The following is a 16,286-nucleotide window of genomic DNA, read 5'->3' on the forward strand; positions in this document are numbered from 1 at the left end:
GCGGCGTGCCGCTGCCTGGGTACAGAAGAACACGCCGGAGAGGTCGATATCGATGGCGCGGCGCCAGTCGTCCGGCGTGAGTTCCAGCGAGGAGTTCCAGCGAGGGCTTGTTCATCGAGATGCCGGCATTGTTGAGCAGGATGTCGATGCGGCCGAAGCGGGCTTCGGCAGCGGCACAGGCGTGCTCCACGGCGTCGGGATCGGTGATCGAAGCCTTCACGACTTCGACCTGCACTTCCGGGTAAGCCGCTTCCAGTTCCGCCTTGGCGCTGGCGAGTCCTTCCGCATCCAGGTCCAGCAGCATCAGCCGCGCGCCATGCCGTGCAAAGCCATGCGCCATTGCACGGCCGATGCCGCTGGCGCCGCCGGTGTTGAGTACGACCTTGCCGCCCAGGCCGGGGTAGCTGGCGCGCGCGAACGGTTGCGCGTTCGGATATCCAATAGGCAAAGAGGTGCTCATACGGCTAACCAGTCCTTCAGAAGTTGGGTATTGGAAGTGAGTTGTTCGGGCGTGCCTTCAAAGACGATGCGGCCATGGCCCATCACGCAGACGCGGGTTGATACCTTCAGCGCGATGGCGAGCTTCTGCTCCACCAGCACCACCGAGACGCCCCGGCGATGGATGTCCTGGATGGCTTCGCCGACCACCGCCACGATCTTGGGCGCGAGGCCTTCGGTCGGCTCGTCGATCAGGATCACCAATGGGTTGCCCAGCAGCGAGCGGCACATCGTCAGCATTTGCTGCTCGCCGCCGGACAGGCTGCCAGCCTTGGTGTTGCGGCGTTCCTTCAGGCGTGGAAAGTAGTCGAACATCTGCTCGAAGGTCCATTTGGGTGCGCCCTCGGTGGCGCGCTGCTCGCCCATGCGCAGGTTCTCGTCCACGCTCAGGTTGGCGAAGACCTCGCGTTCTTCCGGCACGTAGGCAATGCCTTTGCGGCAAATCGCATAGGATTGCGCGCCGGCGAGATCGCGCCCGCGCAGCCTGATGTGGCCAGCGCTCGGCGGGACCAGGCCCATGATGGCTTTCAGCGTGGTGGAACGGCCCGAGCCGTTGCGGCCCAGCAGGCTCACCACTTCCGCTTGCCCCACGTGGAAATCCACGCCGTGCAGGATATGGCTCTTGCCGTAGTGCGCGTGCAGGCCCTGCACGCTGAGCAGCGGGTCGGCGAATTGCATGGACTGTGCGCTCATACGGTGACCTCCTCGCCCAGATAGGCTTCCTTGACGCGTGCGTTGTTGCGGATTTCGTCGGGCGTGCCGGTGGCGACGATCTCGCCGTAGACCAGCACGCTGATGCGGTCGCTGAGCGAGAACACCACGTCCATGTCGTGCTCCACGATCAGCAGGGTGCGGCCCTGCGCGATCTCGCGGATCAGGGCGGCGGTGTAGTCGGTCTCTTCCTGCGACATGCCGGCCATGGGCTCGTCGAGCATGATGACCTTCGGGTCCGAGGCCAGCGTCATCGCGATTTCCAGGGAGCGCTGTTCCGAGTAGGACAGCTCGCCAGCAATGGTTTGCGCGCGTTCGGCCAGGCGCACCTGTTCGAGCAGGTGCTGGGTTTCGTCGCGCACGGCGCGCAGCTTGTGGGCGAACTTCCACAGCGTGTACTGCAGGCCGTGGCGTTGCATCACCGCCAGGCGCAGGTTCTCGAAAACGGTGAGGCCTGCGAAGATATTGGTGATCTGGAATGAGCGCGCCAGGCCGCGATGGTTGATCTGCTGCGGCGACAGGCCCTGGATTGGCTCGCCATTGAGCACGATCTCGCCTTTGGTCAGCGGCAGGCGGCCGGAGATCAGGTGGAACAGCGTGGACTTGCCTGCGCCGTTCGGGCCGATCAGCGCGTGGCGTTCGCCGCTGACCAGATCGAGGTCCACGCCACGGATGATGTCGACGTCGCCAAAGGATTTGCGCAGTCCGCGCAGGGAGAGAATCGCTTGCGTGCTCATGCCGGGTTCCTCCGGACGTTGGCGGCGGCGGTGGCGGTAGAGGGGGTGGCATCCTTCAGGCGCAGCCAGCGGCCGTTGGCCAGGCGCACCGCGGCGATACCTGCCACCAGCAATGCCGCGGGCACCAGCCAGGTCAGCGGCGAGACGGGATCCCACTCGCGGCCAAACAGCGGAATCGCGGGCCAGCCACCACCATTCAGGGCAGCCATGGAGCGGTAGTCTTGCGAGAAGAAGCGCTGCAGCATCTCCACGGTGAACACCGTGGCGCCTGCGAGCAGCAACGTGCCGATGACGAATGCCAGCGCAATGGGCAGCAGCGCATGCAGGCCATAGGTCTTGCCATGCGTGGCGAAGGACTTGATCAGCCCGGCCAGGCCTGTCGGCATGAACATCATCACCAGCACGAACACGATGCCCTGGTACAGCAGCCATGAGCGCGTCAGGTCGGACACCGCATAGCCGAAGAAGGTCATCACCGCCGCGCCCAGTGCGGGCCCGAGGAAGAGCTTCACGCCGCCGATATAGCTGTTTAGCACCACTGCCGCGGAGGCCGATGACTCGAACACCACGTAGTTGGCAGCCTCCATGTTGAGCGCCTGCAGCGCGCCCGCGATGCCCGCGAACATGGCCGAGATGGCGAACACCAGCACGCCCAGGCGGTGCGTGTCGTAGCCGAGAAAGCGCAGGCGGTTGGCGTTCTCGCGCAGGCCCAGGGTCAGGCGGCCCATCGGGGTTAGCGTGAACAGGTATAACAGCGCCAGCGACAGCAGCACCCAGAACAGCGTCAGGTAGTACACCTGGTTGCTGTCGCCAAAGGTCAGGCCCCACGCCGGCATGCGCATCGTGGACAAGCCCGCTTCACCGCCAAACCAGCCCTTGAGGTGCGGCGCCAGCGAATGCAGCAGTTCGGCCAGCGCCAGGGTGATCATGGCGAAATAGACGCCGGCGCGCTTGGTGGCAAACCAGCCGGCGGCAAGACCGGCGATGAGGCCCAGGGCGCCACCGGCCAGCGGCAGCAGCGGCGTGGGCAACAGGCCGTTGCCGCCGAAGGCGTTCATCGCGTGCACGGTGGCAAAGCTGCCGATGCCGAAGTATGCGGCGTGGCCGAACGACAGCATGCCGCCCTGGCCGCTGAGCAGGTTGAACGAGGCGGCGAACAGCACCGCGATCAGCATCTGGATGGATGCATTGACCAGCGATTGCGACAGTACCTGCGGCAATGCGAGCAGTGTGGCTGCGCCGAGCAGCAGCAGTGTCTTCTGCGTGGTGGAAATACTGGAGACATTGGTCATGGTTACTCCTTCTCGCCCATCAGCCCTGAAGGGCGGACCAGCAAAATCAGCAGCATCAGCGCGAATGGGATCGTCCCGGCCAGGCTGGAGAGCTTCAGGGTCATCAGCCCTCCTACTTCCTCGGCCCAGGCGCGCGCGCCGGCTACGGCAAAGAGGTCTGCCAGGCTGCGGTCGATGCCGACCGAGAACGAGGTAATCAGGCCGATCAGCAGCGAGGCAAGCATGGCGCCCTCCAACGAGCCCAGGCCGCCCACCACCACCACCACGAAGACCATCACGCCAAGTTCGAGCGCCATGTTCGGGTTGGTGGTGTAGAACGCGCCCGCCACCGCGCCGGCCAGACCCGCCAGTGCCGCGCCGATGCCGAACACGCCCATGAAGACCAGCGGCACGTTGTGGCCCAGCGCCTCGGCCATGCGCGGCTTGTAGATGGCCGAGCGCACCACGATGCCGACCCTGGTGCGCGTGAGCATCAGGTAGATCACCGCGAACATGGCAACGGCGATGCCGCCCATGAACACCCGATAGAAGGGATACGAGGACACGCCCAGGTGGAAGGCAGCAAAGTCCAGCGACGACGGGATGCGGTAGTCCACCGGGAAATTGCCGAAGAACAGCTTGATCAGCTCGGCAATGATGAAAGACAGGCCAAAGGTCAGCAGCAACTCGTGTGCGTGGCCGTGGTGATGGACGCGGCGCAGGAAGAAACGCTCCACCGCTACGCCGACCAGCCCGACCAGGATCGGCGAGGCCACGATGGCAGGCCAGAAGCCGATCGCACCTTGCAGCGTGTAGGCAAAGTAGGCGCCCAGCATCGCAAAGTAGGCGCCCAGCATGTAGAACGACGCATGGGCAAAGTTGAGCACGCCCATCATGCCGAAGATGAGGGTCAGGCCAGCGGAGACCATGAACAACAGCAGGCCGTAGATGGTGCCGTTAAGCAGTGAGACGATGAGGTATTCCATGAAGGCTTCCTTGGAACGAGCCGTTACGGCGCACGGCCGTGCCCGGCAGGTCAGCGCCGGGCGGCGCGGACCTGGCCGGTCTTGCTAAGGCAATAGCTGGGGAATCAGCTGGGGCGCTGCATCTTGCAACTGGCCTGGGCCGGCGTAGCGGCCTCGGCGGCGGCGAAGGTCTTGACCGGCTTGAAGCCCATGTCGGTGCCATCGACCTTGAACTTGGCTTCCTTGGCGACCACGGACACCACCATCGGCAGCAGCACCTGGTGATCGGCGGCACGCATGCTCATCTCGCCCAGCGGCGACTTGACCTTCGCGTTTTCGAGCGCCTTGGCCAGCGCGCTGGTGTTGAGCTTGCCGCCTTCCGGCTTCACGGCCTTCAGCGCTTCGCCCAGCATTTCCACCGCAAATACCGTCTGCGGCTCGATGTAGGCGGGCATATGGCCTTGCTTGGCCTTGAAGTCGTTGGCAAAGCGCTCACTCTCGGCGCCACCCGCCTCGGCATTGAAGGGGTGGGCGACATAGTGGCCGAGCGCCACCTCGGCCGCGTTGCCGATATTGCCCGGCTGGTCGAGGAATACGGTGGCGAAGCGCGTCTTCAGGCCGGCAGCCTTGCTGGCCTTCATCAACAGCAGCAGGTCGTTGGACCAGTTGCCGGTGATCACGCTGTCCGCCTTGGCCGCGGCGATCTTTGCCACGTAGGGCGAGAAATCCTGCACCTTGTTCACGTCATGCAGCGTCTTTTCCACGACCGTGTAGCCGCCGGCGCCAGCGTAATCGCCAATGGCCTTTTCCATGTCGACACCCCAGGAGTAGTTCTGGTTGATCGAGTACACGCGGGTGCCCAGCGCATGGAGCGGCTTCATCGCGCCCACCAGCGCCTTGACGCGGATCTGCGCATTGGTGGCGAACTTGAAATGGTAGAAGTGGCACTTCTCCCCGGTCAGCTCCATCGCCTCGCCGCCGACGTTCATGAAGAGGATTTCCTTGCCCGGATTGCGCAGATTGAACTTGCGCACGTCCTCGGTGATCTGGCCGGACACGGCCGAAGACGAGCCTTGCATGACGATCTGGGCGCCGTCGGCAACGGCCGCCTTCAACTTGTCCGCCGCGCCCGCCGGGCCGCCCTGGTTGTCGTACTCGACCAGCTGGAGCGGCTCGCCCCCCCAGCCGCCGCTGGCGTTGATCTTGTCGATCGCATAGCGCGCCGCCGCGCGGAACATCAGGCCGGTCGATGCTTGCGGGCCAGACAGCGTCTCGACCAGCGCAATCTTTACCGGCGCCGCCGATGCCGTGCCAGCCAGCATGCAGAGTGCCGCGGCTGCGAACAAAGGACGGGTAATGCGGCTACCGCTCATGGGTGTCTCCTGGCTATTGTTGGATTCGTCTGGCGGGCGCCGAAACTGGCTTGCCAGAGTGGTCTGACCTGTTAAAAAAGTGGTCTGACAGGTTTACTATAGGGAGATGGACGGCGATCGTCAACGGCGACTTGCCGGCAGTGAGGGTTTCTACTGAGAGCCCGATCGAACGTGTATCCGCGAAACGGGGTGAGGGGATTTTGTCCTTGCTGAGCTTGGCTTGCGGGCGAGTAATAGGAGCCGGTGCCGCTTCGTGCTGGTACATTCCACACGTTTCCTGCGCGCTAAGACGTGCTACATTGACCTGTAAGACCAATTAAAGATCGAGCGCCAGCAGAGGCTGTTTGGCGCCAGGGAGCCCGTATTGAACAAGACAGTGCCCGGTGCCGCAGCGGCGCCGCCCACGCAGCGCCCGGAGGGAACCACGTTCCATCCCGAGCCCAAACACCTGCCGGACGAGATCGCCAGGCGCCTGATCCAGGCGATCCAGGCAGGCGAGTTCGCCGTGGGCGACCGCCTGCCCAGCGAGCGCCTGCTGTGCGAGCAGTTCTCGGTCAGCCGCGCGGTCGTGCGCGAGGCCCTGTCGCAGCTCAAGTCGGAGGGGTTGGTTGCGCCCAAGGCGGGCAGTGGCGTGTTCGTGACCGAGCGCAGCCAGCGGCAGGCGTTTCGCATGCAGGACGTGGCCATCGACGAGAAGGACTCGCTGGCGATGGTGATGGAGCTGCTGGTGACGATCGAAGTGGCGGCCACCAAGTTCGCGGCCATGCGCCGTACGCCCGAAGACCTCAAGCGGATCCGGCGCGCGCTGATCGGCATGGAGTACGAGATCGCCAACGACAGGTTGGGCGATGAAGAGGACTTCGCCTTTCACCAAGCCATTGTCGAGGCTACCCACAACCCGCACTTCCAGGCGTTGAGCGAGCACCTTGAACACGGTGCGCGGCGCGTGATCCGGCAGGCGAGGAGCAATACCAAGAGCCATCACGCGGACATGGTCGAGGCCGTGCAGGAAGAGCACAAGATCATCTACGACGCGATCGCGGCGGGCGATCCCGAGCGGGCGGCGGAGGCGGCGGAAACCCACCTTCGCAACGCTGCCAAGCGGCTGAACATGTACCTGAAGGGATGACCGGCCGCTGCCGATGGGCAGTCCGCGCTCTTGTCCCGTCCGGGCTTGCCTGACTTATTCCAACCCCGCCAGGCCCAGCTGGAAGCGCTGGCTCAAGCGCTCGCCGTTGCCGAGCAGGACGCTCACTTCCACCCCCGAAGCCATGGCCTGGCAGGCCGCGCGGCTGGTGCCGGAGAGCGACACGCTGGCACCTTGCGGGCTAACGCACACGGCATGCCCCTGGCCCTCGGTATCGACCGTGACCGCGCCATAGCCGGCCCGCATCGACAGGCCGCAAGCCTGGCGCCAGGTCCATGCGGACGGAGGCAGGGAGGCGGTGATGTCGGTACCGTCGCCCCGTAGTACTGCGGCGGTGGCGGTGATGCGGGTCGCGCCGGGTGTCAGCGGCGTGTCGGCGTAGGTGAGTTGCAGGCGGTGCGCACAGTCCGGCGCCCGGCCGGAGGTGGCGTTGCGCGCCGTGGGCGGGTGGAGCAAGGTGAGTGCTACCTCACCTTGCTCGCCGCTCCAGGCCTTGCGTAGCATGTCCCCGCACGCTTTTAGCAGCGCAATGAGCAGGCCGCCCGGCCGTTGCCTGGCTGTCCTGCTGCCGCGCCGTGGCACGGCGTGGCCCGATAGTGACCCTGAGCGCATCGATGGCACGATTTCCCCGTCTCTTTTTTATCCGTGCACTCTACAAACCGGCCGGCGTTTGCGCATCACCCAATCATGGGATGCCGCTGGTTTTTCTCAGGCCCGGTGCGGGATATCAGCCGATGGCGGTGTCCCGGCCAGTTCGCCGACGCGCCTGACCACCTCGGCCAGCAGCGCCGAGCTGTCGTCGCTGCGATAACTCATCATCACCGGTGAGGTAAAGCCGGGTGCATCAATCGGCATGTAAGCCACGTCGTCGCGGTGCAGCCGCTGCACCGATGCCGGTACCAGGCAGATCCCAAGTCCCGCGGCCACGAGGCCGATGGCGGTCTGCAGCTCATTGGCCTCCTGCGCCACGCGCAACTGCAGGCCCTGCGTGCGGAACAGCGCCAGCACGTGGTCGGCATAGCTGGGGCGGGGCCGCGCCGGGTAGAGCACGAAGGGGTGGGCCGCCAGTTGCGCCGGCGTCATGGGCGGGCTCTTGAGCGCCGCGTGGCCGCTGGGCACGGCGGCCACCAGCGTTTCGGCCATCACCACGGTGCGGGTGATGGCCGGGTCGTCCAGCACGATGCGGCCGAAGCCGATATCGATGCGGCCGGCTTTCAGCGCTTCCATCTGCTGCACGGTGGTCAGCTCCGACAAGCCCACCTCCAGCGCCGCGTCGGAGCCTCGCACCAGCCGGATCAACTCCGGCAGGAAGCCATAGAGCACCGACGGCACGAAGCCGATGCCGAACCAGCGCTTTTCATTGCGGCCGATGCGCCGCGTGCCTTCCACGATCTCGTCGATGCGCTGGTTGAGCTGCAGCGATTGCTCCAGCAGGAAGCGGCCAGCCTCGGTCAGCCGTACCGTGCGCGAAGAGCGGTCCAGCAGCACGGTGCCGATTTCGTCCTCCAGCTGGCGGATCTGGCGCGACAGCGGCGGCTGGGCGATATGCAGGCGCTCAGCCGCGCGGGTGAAGTTGAGTTCGGCCGCGACGGCCTGGAAATAACGCAGGTGGCGTAGCTCCATGACCTCGTCCTTTCATACTTTAAAGGTATTGATCGGGACATACTCGGTCTTGGACACCCTGGATGTCAAGCCACATACTGCTGCTCAACGTATTCCCTACTTGGCAGACATCCAGCATGAAAGCAACCGTCACCTCCGTCGAAGCCATCCTGGTCGACCTGCCCACCATCCGGGCGCACCAGCTTGCCATGACCACCATGCAGCGCCAGACCCTGGTGATCGTGCGGCTGCGTTGCAGCGACGGCATCGAGGGGATTGGCGAAGCCACCACCATCGGCGGCCTGAGCTACGGCGACGAAAGCCCCGAGGGCATCAAGCTGACCATCGATACCTATCTGGCGCCCGCACTGGCCGGCATCGACGCGTGCAATATCCACGCCGCCATGCAGCGCCTGGCTTCGGTGGCACGGGGAAATCGCTTTGCCAAGTCGGCGCTGGAGTCCGCGCTGCTCGATGCGCAGGGCAAGCGCCTGGGCCTGCCCCTGTCCGCGTTGCTGGGCGGCGCGGTGCGGCCGAGCCTGGCCTGCCTGTGGACGCTCGCCAGCGGAGACACCGGCCGCGATATCGAAGAAGCCGAAACCCTGCTGGCCGAGCGCCGCCACAACACCTTCAAGCTCAAGATCGGCCGTCGCAGCGTGCGCGACGACGTGGCCCATGTGTCCGCCATCAAGCGCGCGCTGGGCGACCGTGCCCGCGTGACCGTGGACGTCAACCAGGCCTGGAATGAAGCCGATGCCGCCACCGGCATCGCCATGCTGGAAGCCGCCGGCATCGATCTCGTCGAGCAGCCGGTGCCGCGCGAGCAGCGTGGCGCACTGGGCCGGCTGGCGGCGCGCTTCGTGGTGCCGGTGATGGCCGATGAGGCCGTGTGCGGTCCCGAGGATGCGATGGAGCTGGCGCGCATCGCCGGCGCGGACGTGTTCGCGCTGAAGATCTCCAAATCCGGCGGCATCTTCGAGATGCTGCGCACGGCGGCGGTAGGCGATGCCGCCGGCATCGCGCTGTACGGCGGCACCATGCTGGAGGGCAGCGTGGGCACCATCGCTGCCGCCCACGGCTTCGCCACGCTGCCGCGGCTGGCTTGGGGCACCGAGCTGTTCGGCCCGCTGCTTCTCAAGGATGATGTGGTGACGGCACGCCCCGAGTACCGTGACTTTGCCTTGCACCTGCCGGTTGGCCCGGGGCTTGGCCTGACACTGGATGAAGACAAGCTGGCCCATTACCGCCGCGCCGCCTGAGGCGCTGCCCAGGCAAACATAGACCGAGGATTCAAGCATGCTGTTTTTGGTGAGAATGGACGTAAAGATGCCCGCGGACATGCCGGCCGCGCTGGCCGACGAGATCAAGGCGCGCGAGAAGGCGTACTCGCAGGACCTGCAGCGCCAGGGCAAGTGGCCGCATCTGTGGCGCGTGGTGGGCGAGTACGCCAATTACAGCGTGTTCGATGCCGAGTCCAACGACGAACTGCACGCCATGCTCTCCAGCCTGCCGTTGTTCCCGTACATGGAAATCCATGTCACGCCGCTGGCCAAGCACCCGTCGTCGATCAAGTAAGCCGGCCGAGCGTCGTTACCCTGAATACCGCCGCGGCCCTCGATGGCCGCGTTCCAACATCAACCCCAACACCAACTCCGAATCCAACTGGAGGAGACTCTGATGCGCTTGCCATTCCTGCGCGCGTGGGCCGCCTGCGCCTGTGCGCTGGCCCCCCTGGCCGTGCTGCCGTCCGCCCACGCCGACACCTATCCCGATCACCCGATCCGCTGGGTAGTGCCGTTCCCCTCGGGGGGCGCGATGGACAATATCGCCCGCACGCTGGGCGAGGAAATGTCGAGGAGCCTGGGCCAGTCCATCGTGGTGGAAAACCGCCCCGGCGCCGGCGGCAATATCGGCGCCGAGATGGTGGCGCGCTCGCCCGCGGATGGCTATACGCTGATCATCGTGGCCAACGGCATGGCGGTGAATCCGGCGCTGTACGGCCGGCTCAGCTACGACCCGGTGAAGGATTTCGCGCCGGTCTCGCTCCTGGCGGTGGTGCCTAACGTGCTGGTCACCAGCAAGGCCAAGAAGCTGCCCGCCACGGTGCCCGACCTGATCGCCGCGGCGCGCGCCACGCCCGACAAGTACACCTACGCCTCCGCCGGCAACGGCACCTCGATTCACCTGGCCGGCGAGCTGTTCACTTCGCTCACCGGCGTCAAGATGCTCCACGTGCCCTACAAGGGCAGCGGCCCTGCCATGACGGACCTGCTGGGCGGCCAGGTCGACTATATGTTCGACAGCATCACCTCGGCCAAGCCGCATATCGATTCCGGCAGGCTCACGCCCATCGCCGTGACCACCGCCAAGCGCTCGTCGACGCTGCCGAACGTGCCGACCCTGGCCGAAGCCGGCGTCAAGGGCTATGACCTGTCGCCATGGTTCGCCGCCTTCGTCCCGGCCAAGACGCCGCCCGCCGTGGTCGCGCGCCTGAACCAGGCCATGGTTGACGCGCTGGCCAAGCCGTCGGTGCGTACCCGCCTGGCCGCCATCGGTGCCGAGCCGATCGGCAGCACGCCCGCGCAACTGGGCAAGCACCTCGCCGCTGAAACCGACAAATGGGGCAAGCTGATCCGCGAACGCGGCATCCGCGCCGACTGAGAACGCCATGGCCACCGCATTCCACCAAGGCATCGCGCTGCACTATGAGATCGAGGGCGCGCCGGACGCGCCCGTGCTGGTCTTGTCCAACTCGCTGGGCACCGACCTGCAGATGGGCACCGACCTGCAGATGTGGGCGCCGCAGATGGATAGCCTGCTATCGCGCTTTCGCGTGCTGCGCTACGACACCCGCGGCCATGGCGGCTCGGGCCTGCCGGCGCCGCTATCGGGCTCGCTTGCGGCGCCCTTCGGGTTTGCCGAACTCGGGCAGGACGTGCTCGCCATCATGGATCACGCCGGCATCGGGCGCGCGCACTTTTGCGGGCTGTCGATGGGCGGCATGACCGGCATGTGGCTGGCGGCCAATCACCCCGAGCGTTTCGACCGCGTCGTGTTGGCCAATACCGCCGCTCTCATCGGCCCGGCCAGCGGCTGGGACACGCGCATCCAGACCGTGCGCAGCCAGGGCATGGCCGCCATCGTCGATGCTGTGCTGGCACGCTGGTTCAGCGCCGCCTGGCTGGCCGGCAACGCTGCGCGCATCGCGCCGGTGCGCCAGATGCTGCTGGACGCATCGGCCGAAGGTTACACGGCCAATTGCGCCGCCGTGCGCGACGCCGACCTGCGCGCACTGCTGCAGCGCGTCTCCCGCCCGGTGCTGGTGATTGCCGGCATGCACGACCTGGCCACCACGCCGGCGCAAGGCCGCGCGGTGGCGCAAGGGATTGCCGGTGCGCGCTACGTGGAGCTGGATGGGGCGCACTTGTCGAACTGGGAGCAGCCTGAGGGGTTCGCGCAGGCGGTTTGCGGGTTCTTGGCAGGCTGAGGCGGGTTGCTTGCCCGACAAGGGTGCTCGAGACGGCGCTGATTCACGACCTCACCGTAGCGACGCGCAACGTTGGCGATTTTGCTGATACCGGGGTGCGTGTTCTGAACCCCTTTGAATGACTGGCAAGCGACGGATTGCCATCCGCGTTTGCCGTGGCACGCGACGCTACTTCGCTGCCCCGAACCGGATATCCCCATACCACGCGCGCGCGCTCCCGCCCGTGTTGTCCGTATCGGTGAGCAGGCCGTAGGCGGTCACTTTGTCGGGCTTTTCCTTGAAGGCATGCTCGAAGTCCTGCTCCACGTTGCGGCTCAACGTGAGCCACTTGCCGGTGGCGTCGGGCCCGCCTGACACCACGATCATCTTGACCCGCGAGGTGTGGGGGTTGTCGACGACCGTGCCGACCGGCGCGGTATTGGACCAGATGTACATCAGCGTGGCGTAGGGCAGCTCCTCGCCCGCCAGCGTCTTGGCCAGCTTCATGGCGGTGCGCTCGCCTAGCGATAGCTTGTCCGTATCCCCATCGAACATGAACACCAGGCGCGCCGGCGCGTCTTCCTTGGCGGCGACGCTGTTGTCGGCTTCGTCGATCGGGTGTTCCACCTTCCAGCGCCAGCTGACCTGCGGGGTCGCCTCCAGGTTCAGGTTGTTGCCCTTGTGCATCAGCGCGGAGGCGGAGGCGGACGCGTCGGCTTCGAGCACCGTGGCGTGGTCGTCTGTCACCAGGCTGTAGTGGGTCGACGCCTTGCCGCGCGCCACCGGCAGGTTCTTCCAGCCGGCCGGCAACGGGCCGCCGGGCGTGCCAGCGGAGAAGGCGGCGCCGGGGGCCGTGGGGGCTCCCGCCTGCGCCGGTGCTGCCGATGCCTGCGCCCCGGCCGGCGTGGCGTGCGCCAGCAGCAGGCCGCAGGCCAGCAGGGCGGCCAGCACGTGCGCGCGAGGTGCCACCGAGCGGGCGGAATGCGTCAAAGCCAGATGGAAAGTCATGATCGCTTGCTCGATGGTCGCCGTCATTGTTCTTATGGTCTCCATTGTAGGCAGCGGCCCGGGCCTTTGCATGTGCGGCGTGTTGCCGTTCGCGGCAGCGGCCTAGGGCGCTGCCAGCGGGCCTTGCGCGCCGGCCGGCGCGTTGCCGAAGATCTCGGCGTAGTAGCGGCAGCCGGCGTCCAGATGCTTGTCAAAGGCAAAGCCCTGGGCCAGCATCGCGTCGAACTCGGCTCGGGCGATCTGCATCACGTAGCCATGCCCGGTCGCCACCAGGCGGCAGGTGCCGCTGGCCTGGCGCGCGCTGAACCACTTGCCGGGATCGGCATGGCCGGCGGGATAGGCGCGGCCTTCGTGTTCGAGTTGCCAGCCGCCGTCGAGCAGTACCCAGGCATCGGCGGCGCTCGCGCCCGCGCATTGGGTGATGACGGTGCCGCGCTCCACCTCCCATTCGCGAGAATGATCGATGGTCCAGCGCAGTTGCGAGGTGTTCAGGCTGGTGAAAAACGGGGTCTTCCTCAGCAGGTAGAGATAAGTCTTGGAGGCTTTCATGGGTTTGCCCTGGGCGATAGCGGCATCGCCATGCCGCGCCGGTTGCGCCGGTTGCGCCTCGCAAGCGGCGAGGACAGCCGGCAGCAACGCGGCGCACGCGAGTTGGATCCATCGTTTCATTGTCGTTCCTGCCGGTGAGCAAGGGCCGCGCTGGGCCCGTGCCTGATGCGGGGTGATTAACGTGTGACCTTGGCCTGCAGCAGGTCTTCCATGCCGATGCGCTTGGCAAACTCGATCCGCACGCGCTCCGAGACTTCCAGCGCCTCGCGCGCGCCATCGCCCACAAAATCGATCACCGAGCGCATCGGGCGGGTGCCGGCGGACAGGCCCACGATCCGCACAATCTCATCGGCCACGGCCTTCGGGTCGGCGTCGTGCGGCGTCAGCGCGCTCAGGCGCTCGCCGATCTGGTCCATCACCCCGTCATAGCGGCTGTAGGCTGCGGCGGTGGCGGCATCCGCCGGCTTGCCGGCGCTAGGGAAGTGCGCGGTGCCGCGGGTGAACGCGCCCGGCACCACGATCGAGGTTTCGATGCCAAAGCGTGCGATCTCGTAGGCAAGCGTGACCGCCAGCGAATCCATGGCCGCCTTGGCCGCGCCGTACGGCCCCATGAACGGGGGGAATCCGCCCCTGGTGGTGGTGCTGCTGATCCACAGCATCAGCCCGGCTTCCTGCTTGCGCAGGTAAGGTAGCGTCGCGCGGTTCACGCGCTGGGCGCCGAACAGGTTGGTGTCGAACACGCGCATCATCTCTTCAACCAGGTGCCCGGCGTTCTGCATCACTACGTCGATGCGGCCTTGTGCGCGGACGACGGCTGCCGCGGCGGCGTCGGCCGATTCCTGCGACAGCACATCGAGCTCAAGCGGATGCAGCTGGATGTTCCTGGATCTGGCGAGCGCGTGGAGTTCGTCCGCGCGCTCGCGGTTGCGGCCGTCCACATCGCGCATGGTCGCGTACACGATGTGACCAGCGTCAGCCAGCGCCTGCGCGCTCAGTTTGCCGATGCCCGAGCCAGCGCCGGTGACGACAATGACTTGTTGATTGGTGCTTTGCATGGTGATTCCCCTTTTACGTTGCGCCTGGTGACACGTGGTGATGCTTGGTGACGCGTTGTGCAAGCGATCAGGCCACGCCGCCGTTGGCGCGCAGGATCTGGCCGTTGACCCAGCCGGCATCGGGGCCGGCGAGGAAGGCGACGACGCAGGCGATGTCTTCCGGCTGGCCCAGGCGTTGCAGCGGGGGCATCTTGGCGAAGGCCTGGATCTGCTCTTCGGTCTTGCCGTCGAGAAACAGCGAGGTAGCGATCGGGCCGGGGGCCACCGCATTGACCGTGATGTTGCGGCCACGCAGTTCCTTGGCGAACACGTGCGTGAACGCTTCCACCGCTGCCTTGGTGGCGTTGTAGACGGCATAGCCGGGCATGTTCAGCGCCAGCGTGGTGCTGGAGAAGTTGACGATGCGCCCGCCGTCGGCAAGCCGCGCGGCGGCTTCGCGCAGGGTGTTGAAGGTGCCGCGCACATTGATGTCGAAAGTCTGGTCGTAGAGCGCGTCGCTCGTATCGGCCAGCGGCACCGTCTTGAGCACGCCGGCGTTGTTGACCAGCACGTCTACCTTGCCCAGTTGCTGCTCGGTGATCTCGAACAGGCGGCGCACATCGCCGGCCTTGGACACATCGGCTTGCACCGCGATGGCCGATGCGCCGGCCGCCTTCAGTTCGGCCACGAGGGCGTCGCCCTGGGCCGCGCCGGCCGCGTAGTTGATGGCGACGGCGAAGCCGTCCTGCGCCAGGCGCCTGGCAACGGCGGCACCGATGCCGCGGGATGCGCCGGTGACGATGGCGACTTGGGTGGGGTTGGCGTTGCGCATGATCCGTTTCCTTTCAGGTGGAGGGTTGGTGAAACGGATAATGGACCATTCCTACGTAAAGATAATTGGTGGAGATTTGATATCATTGCTCCATTTACTTTAACAATAGGGCGCCTTGGGTCTTTCATTGCCCACTCTGGCCCCGCTCAGCTACGCATGGACCGATTCCAGGAAATGCAGGCCTTCGTGCGCATTGCCGAGCGCCAGAGCTTTACCCAGGCCTCCGAGGACCTGCGGATCCCGCGCGCCACGATCACCAACCTGATCAAGCGCATGGAACAGCGGCTTGGCGCCCGGCTGCTGGAGCGCACCACCCGCACGGTGCGGCTGACACACGACGGCGAAGCGCACTACCGGCGCTGCGTGCGCCTGATAGCCGACCTGGAAGAAGCGGAGGGGTCATTCAGGGATACCGCGCCCAAGGGCCTGCTGCGCGTGAACCTGCAGGGCACGCTGGCCCGGCATTTCGTGGTGCCGGCGCTACCGGATTTCCTGGCGCTCTACCCTGAGCTGGAAATCCATATCGGTGAGGACGACCGGCTGGTCGACCTGGTGCGCGAGGGCATCGATTGCGTGCTGCGCGCGGGCAACCTGCAGGATTCGTCGATGGTGGGGCGCCGGGTTGCGCTGCTGGAGCAGGTGACCGTGGCCAGTCCGGCCTACCTGGCCCGCCATGGCGAACCGGCGGATCTTGATGCGTTGTCGGCGCATCGCGCGGTCAACTACATCTCCAGCGGCACCGGCAAAGCGGTGCCGCTGGAATTTACGGTAGCTGGCCGCGTGACGGCCGTGCAACTGGCGGCCTCTATTTCGGTCACTGGCGCCGATCTCTACACCGGTGCCTCAGTGGCCGGGCTGGGGCTGGTCCAGGTGCCGCGCTATCGCGTGGCAAGGGAGCTGCGGGAGGGCCGCTTGCAGGTCGTGCTGGCGGACCTGCCGCCGCCGCCGATGCCGGTCTCGGTGCTGTATTCGCAGCACCGCCAGCTATCAATGCGGGTGCGGGTGTTCGTGCAGTGGTTGCGCGAAGTGTTCGAGGCAGGCGCCGATGGGAACCAGGGCTTGATTCCCATCGGCGCCTGAGGCGCGCCGGCCA

General features: G+C 66.1%; 18 protein-coding genes and 1 pseudogene. 7 read left to right on the top strand and 12 right to left on the bottom strand.

Translation table 11 applies throughout. The features are described 5' to 3' along the window. The 6 genes from OR16_RS14260 to OR16_RS14285 all read right to left on the bottom strand — a co-directional run. Positions 1-460 (bottom strand): SDR family NAD(P)-dependent oxidoreductase (locus OR16_RS14260; protein ID WP_006158660.1); only part of this gene is annotated, 460 nt, incomplete at its 3' end. Then, entirely contained in the window at positions 457-1,176 is a 720-nt protein-coding gene (locus tag OR16_RS14265) for an ABC transporter ATP-binding protein (RefSeq protein ID WP_006158661.1), read from the bottom strand. The genes OR16_RS14265 and OR16_RS14260, both read right to left, overlap by 4 nt. Before the next feature lie 11 nt (positions 1,177-1,187). Next, positions 1,188-1,946, bottom strand: coding sequence for an ABC transporter ATP-binding protein (locus tag OR16_RS14270; protein ID WP_006158662.1), 759 nt, complete (start codon positions 1,944-1,946; stop codon positions 1,188-1,190). Further along, a complete protein-coding gene (locus OR16_RS14275; RefSeq protein ID WP_006158663.1) occupies positions 1,943-3,238 on the bottom strand; it encodes a branched-chain amino acid ABC transporter permease in 1,296 nt (431 codons plus the stop codon). The genes OR16_RS14270 and OR16_RS14275 overlap by 4 nt, the downstream gene beginning before the upstream one ends. Before the next feature lie 2 nt (positions 3,239-3,240). Beyond that, on the bottom strand, positions 3,241-4,203 hold the full coding sequence (locus tag OR16_RS14280) for a branched-chain amino acid ABC transporter permease (protein ID WP_006158664.1): 963 nt from the start codon (positions 4,201-4,203) through the stop codon (positions 3,241-3,243). Positions 4,204-4,307: 104 nt separating this feature from the next. Beyond that, complete coding sequence (locus OR16_RS14285) at positions 4,308-5,555, bottom strand: branched-chain amino acid ABC transporter substrate-binding protein (RefSeq protein WP_006158665.1); 1,248 nt, start codon at positions 5,553-5,555, stop codon at positions 4,308-4,310. Positions 5,556-5,919: 364 nt separating this feature from the next. Between OR16_RS14285 and OR16_RS14290 the strand changes: the two genes are divergently transcribed. Continuing rightward, positions 5,920-6,684 carry a FadR/GntR family transcriptional regulator gene (locus OR16_RS14290; RefSeq protein WP_006158666.1) on the top strand — a complete coding sequence of 255 codons (765 nt, stop codon included), beginning with the start codon at positions 5,920-5,922 and terminating at the stop codon, positions 6,682-6,684. Between the two features lie 54 nt (positions 6,685-6,738). Here the strand turns inward: OR16_RS14290 and OR16_RS14295 are convergent, their stop codons facing one another. Next, positions 6,739-7,206 carry a hypothetical protein gene (locus OR16_RS14295; RefSeq protein ID WP_006158667.1) on the bottom strand — a complete coding sequence of 156 codons (468 nt, stop codon included), beginning with the start codon at positions 7,204-7,206 and terminating at the stop codon, positions 6,739-6,741. 204 nt (positions 7,207-7,410) lie between these two features. Next, a complete protein-coding gene (locus tag OR16_RS14300) occupies positions 7,411-8,325 on the bottom strand; it encodes a LysR family transcriptional regulator (protein WP_006158668.1) in 915 nt (304 codons plus the stop codon). 116 nt (positions 8,326-8,441) lie between these two features. Between OR16_RS14300 and OR16_RS14305 the strand changes: the two genes are divergently transcribed. The 5 genes and pseudogenes from OR16_RS14305 to OR16_RS48235 form a co-directional block, all read left to right on the top strand. Further along, positions 8,442-9,563: a muconate/chloromuconate family cycloisomerase gene (locus OR16_RS14305; RefSeq protein ID WP_006158669.1), complete on the top strand. Its 1,122-nt coding sequence runs from the start codon at positions 8,442-8,444 to the stop codon at positions 9,561-9,563. Between the two features lie 37 nt (positions 9,564-9,600). Beyond that, entirely contained in the window at positions 9,601-9,879 is a 279-nt protein-coding gene (gene catC / locus OR16_RS14310; RefSeq protein ID WP_006158670.1) for a muconolactone Delta-isomerase, read from the top strand. 102 nt (positions 9,880-9,981) lie between these two features. Next, a complete protein-coding gene (locus OR16_RS14315; protein ID WP_006158671.1) occupies positions 9,982-10,965 on the top strand; it encodes a tripartite tricarboxylate transporter substrate binding protein in 984 nt (327 codons plus the stop codon). Between the two features lie 7 nt (positions 10,966-10,972). Then, positions 10,973-11,791, top strand: coding sequence for a 3-oxoadipate enol-lactonase (gene pcaD / locus OR16_RS14320; protein WP_006158672.1), 819 nt, complete (start codon positions 10,973-10,975; stop codon positions 11,789-11,791). A 32-nt stretch (positions 11,792-11,823) separates the two neighbouring features. Then, positions 11,824-11,913, top strand: a pseudogene (locus tag OR16_RS48235) (VapC toxin family PIN domain ribonuclease); the annotation flags it as partial. A gap of 46 nt (positions 11,914-11,959) precedes the next feature. Here the strand turns inward: OR16_RS48235 and OR16_RS14325 are convergent. From OR16_RS14325 to OR16_RS14340, 4 genes are all read right to left on the bottom strand, one after another. Continuing rightward, positions 11,960-12,805, bottom strand: coding sequence for a DUF3047 domain-containing protein (locus OR16_RS14325; protein WP_006158673.1), 846 nt, complete (start codon positions 12,803-12,805; stop codon positions 11,960-11,962). 75 nt (positions 12,806-12,880) lie between these two features. Beyond that, the gene (locus OR16_RS14330; protein WP_043419740.1) at positions 12,881-13,447 is read right to left on the bottom strand and encodes a hypothetical protein; all 567 of its coding nucleotides are present in this window, start codon (positions 13,445-13,447) and stop codon (positions 12,881-12,883) included. Positions 13,448-13,503: 56 nt separating this feature from the next. Beyond that, positions 13,504-14,382: an SDR family NAD(P)-dependent oxidoreductase gene (locus OR16_RS14335; protein ID WP_006158675.1), complete on the bottom strand. Its 879-nt coding sequence runs from the start codon at positions 14,380-14,382 to the stop codon at positions 13,504-13,506. Positions 14,383-14,449: 67 nt separating this feature from the next. Beyond that, complete coding sequence (locus OR16_RS14340) at positions 14,450-15,193, bottom strand: SDR family oxidoreductase (protein ID WP_006158676.1); 744 nt, start codon at positions 15,191-15,193, stop codon at positions 14,450-14,452. A gap of 156 nt (positions 15,194-15,349) precedes the next feature. Here OR16_RS14340 and OR16_RS14345 point away from each other — a divergent pair, with 156 nt between their 5' ends. Beyond that, positions 15,350-16,273, top strand: a complete 924-nt coding sequence (locus OR16_RS14345) for a LysR family transcriptional regulator (protein WP_050982971.1) — start codon at positions 15,350-15,352, stop codon at positions 16,271-16,273. The last annotated feature ends 13 nt before the right edge of the window (positions 16,274-16,286 follow it).

This window comes from Cupriavidus basilensis OR16, from assembly GCF_000243095.1.
GTDB classification, from domain to species: Bacteria; Pseudomonadota; Gammaproteobacteria; order Burkholderiales; family Burkholderiaceae; genus Cupriavidus; species Cupriavidus basilensis_D.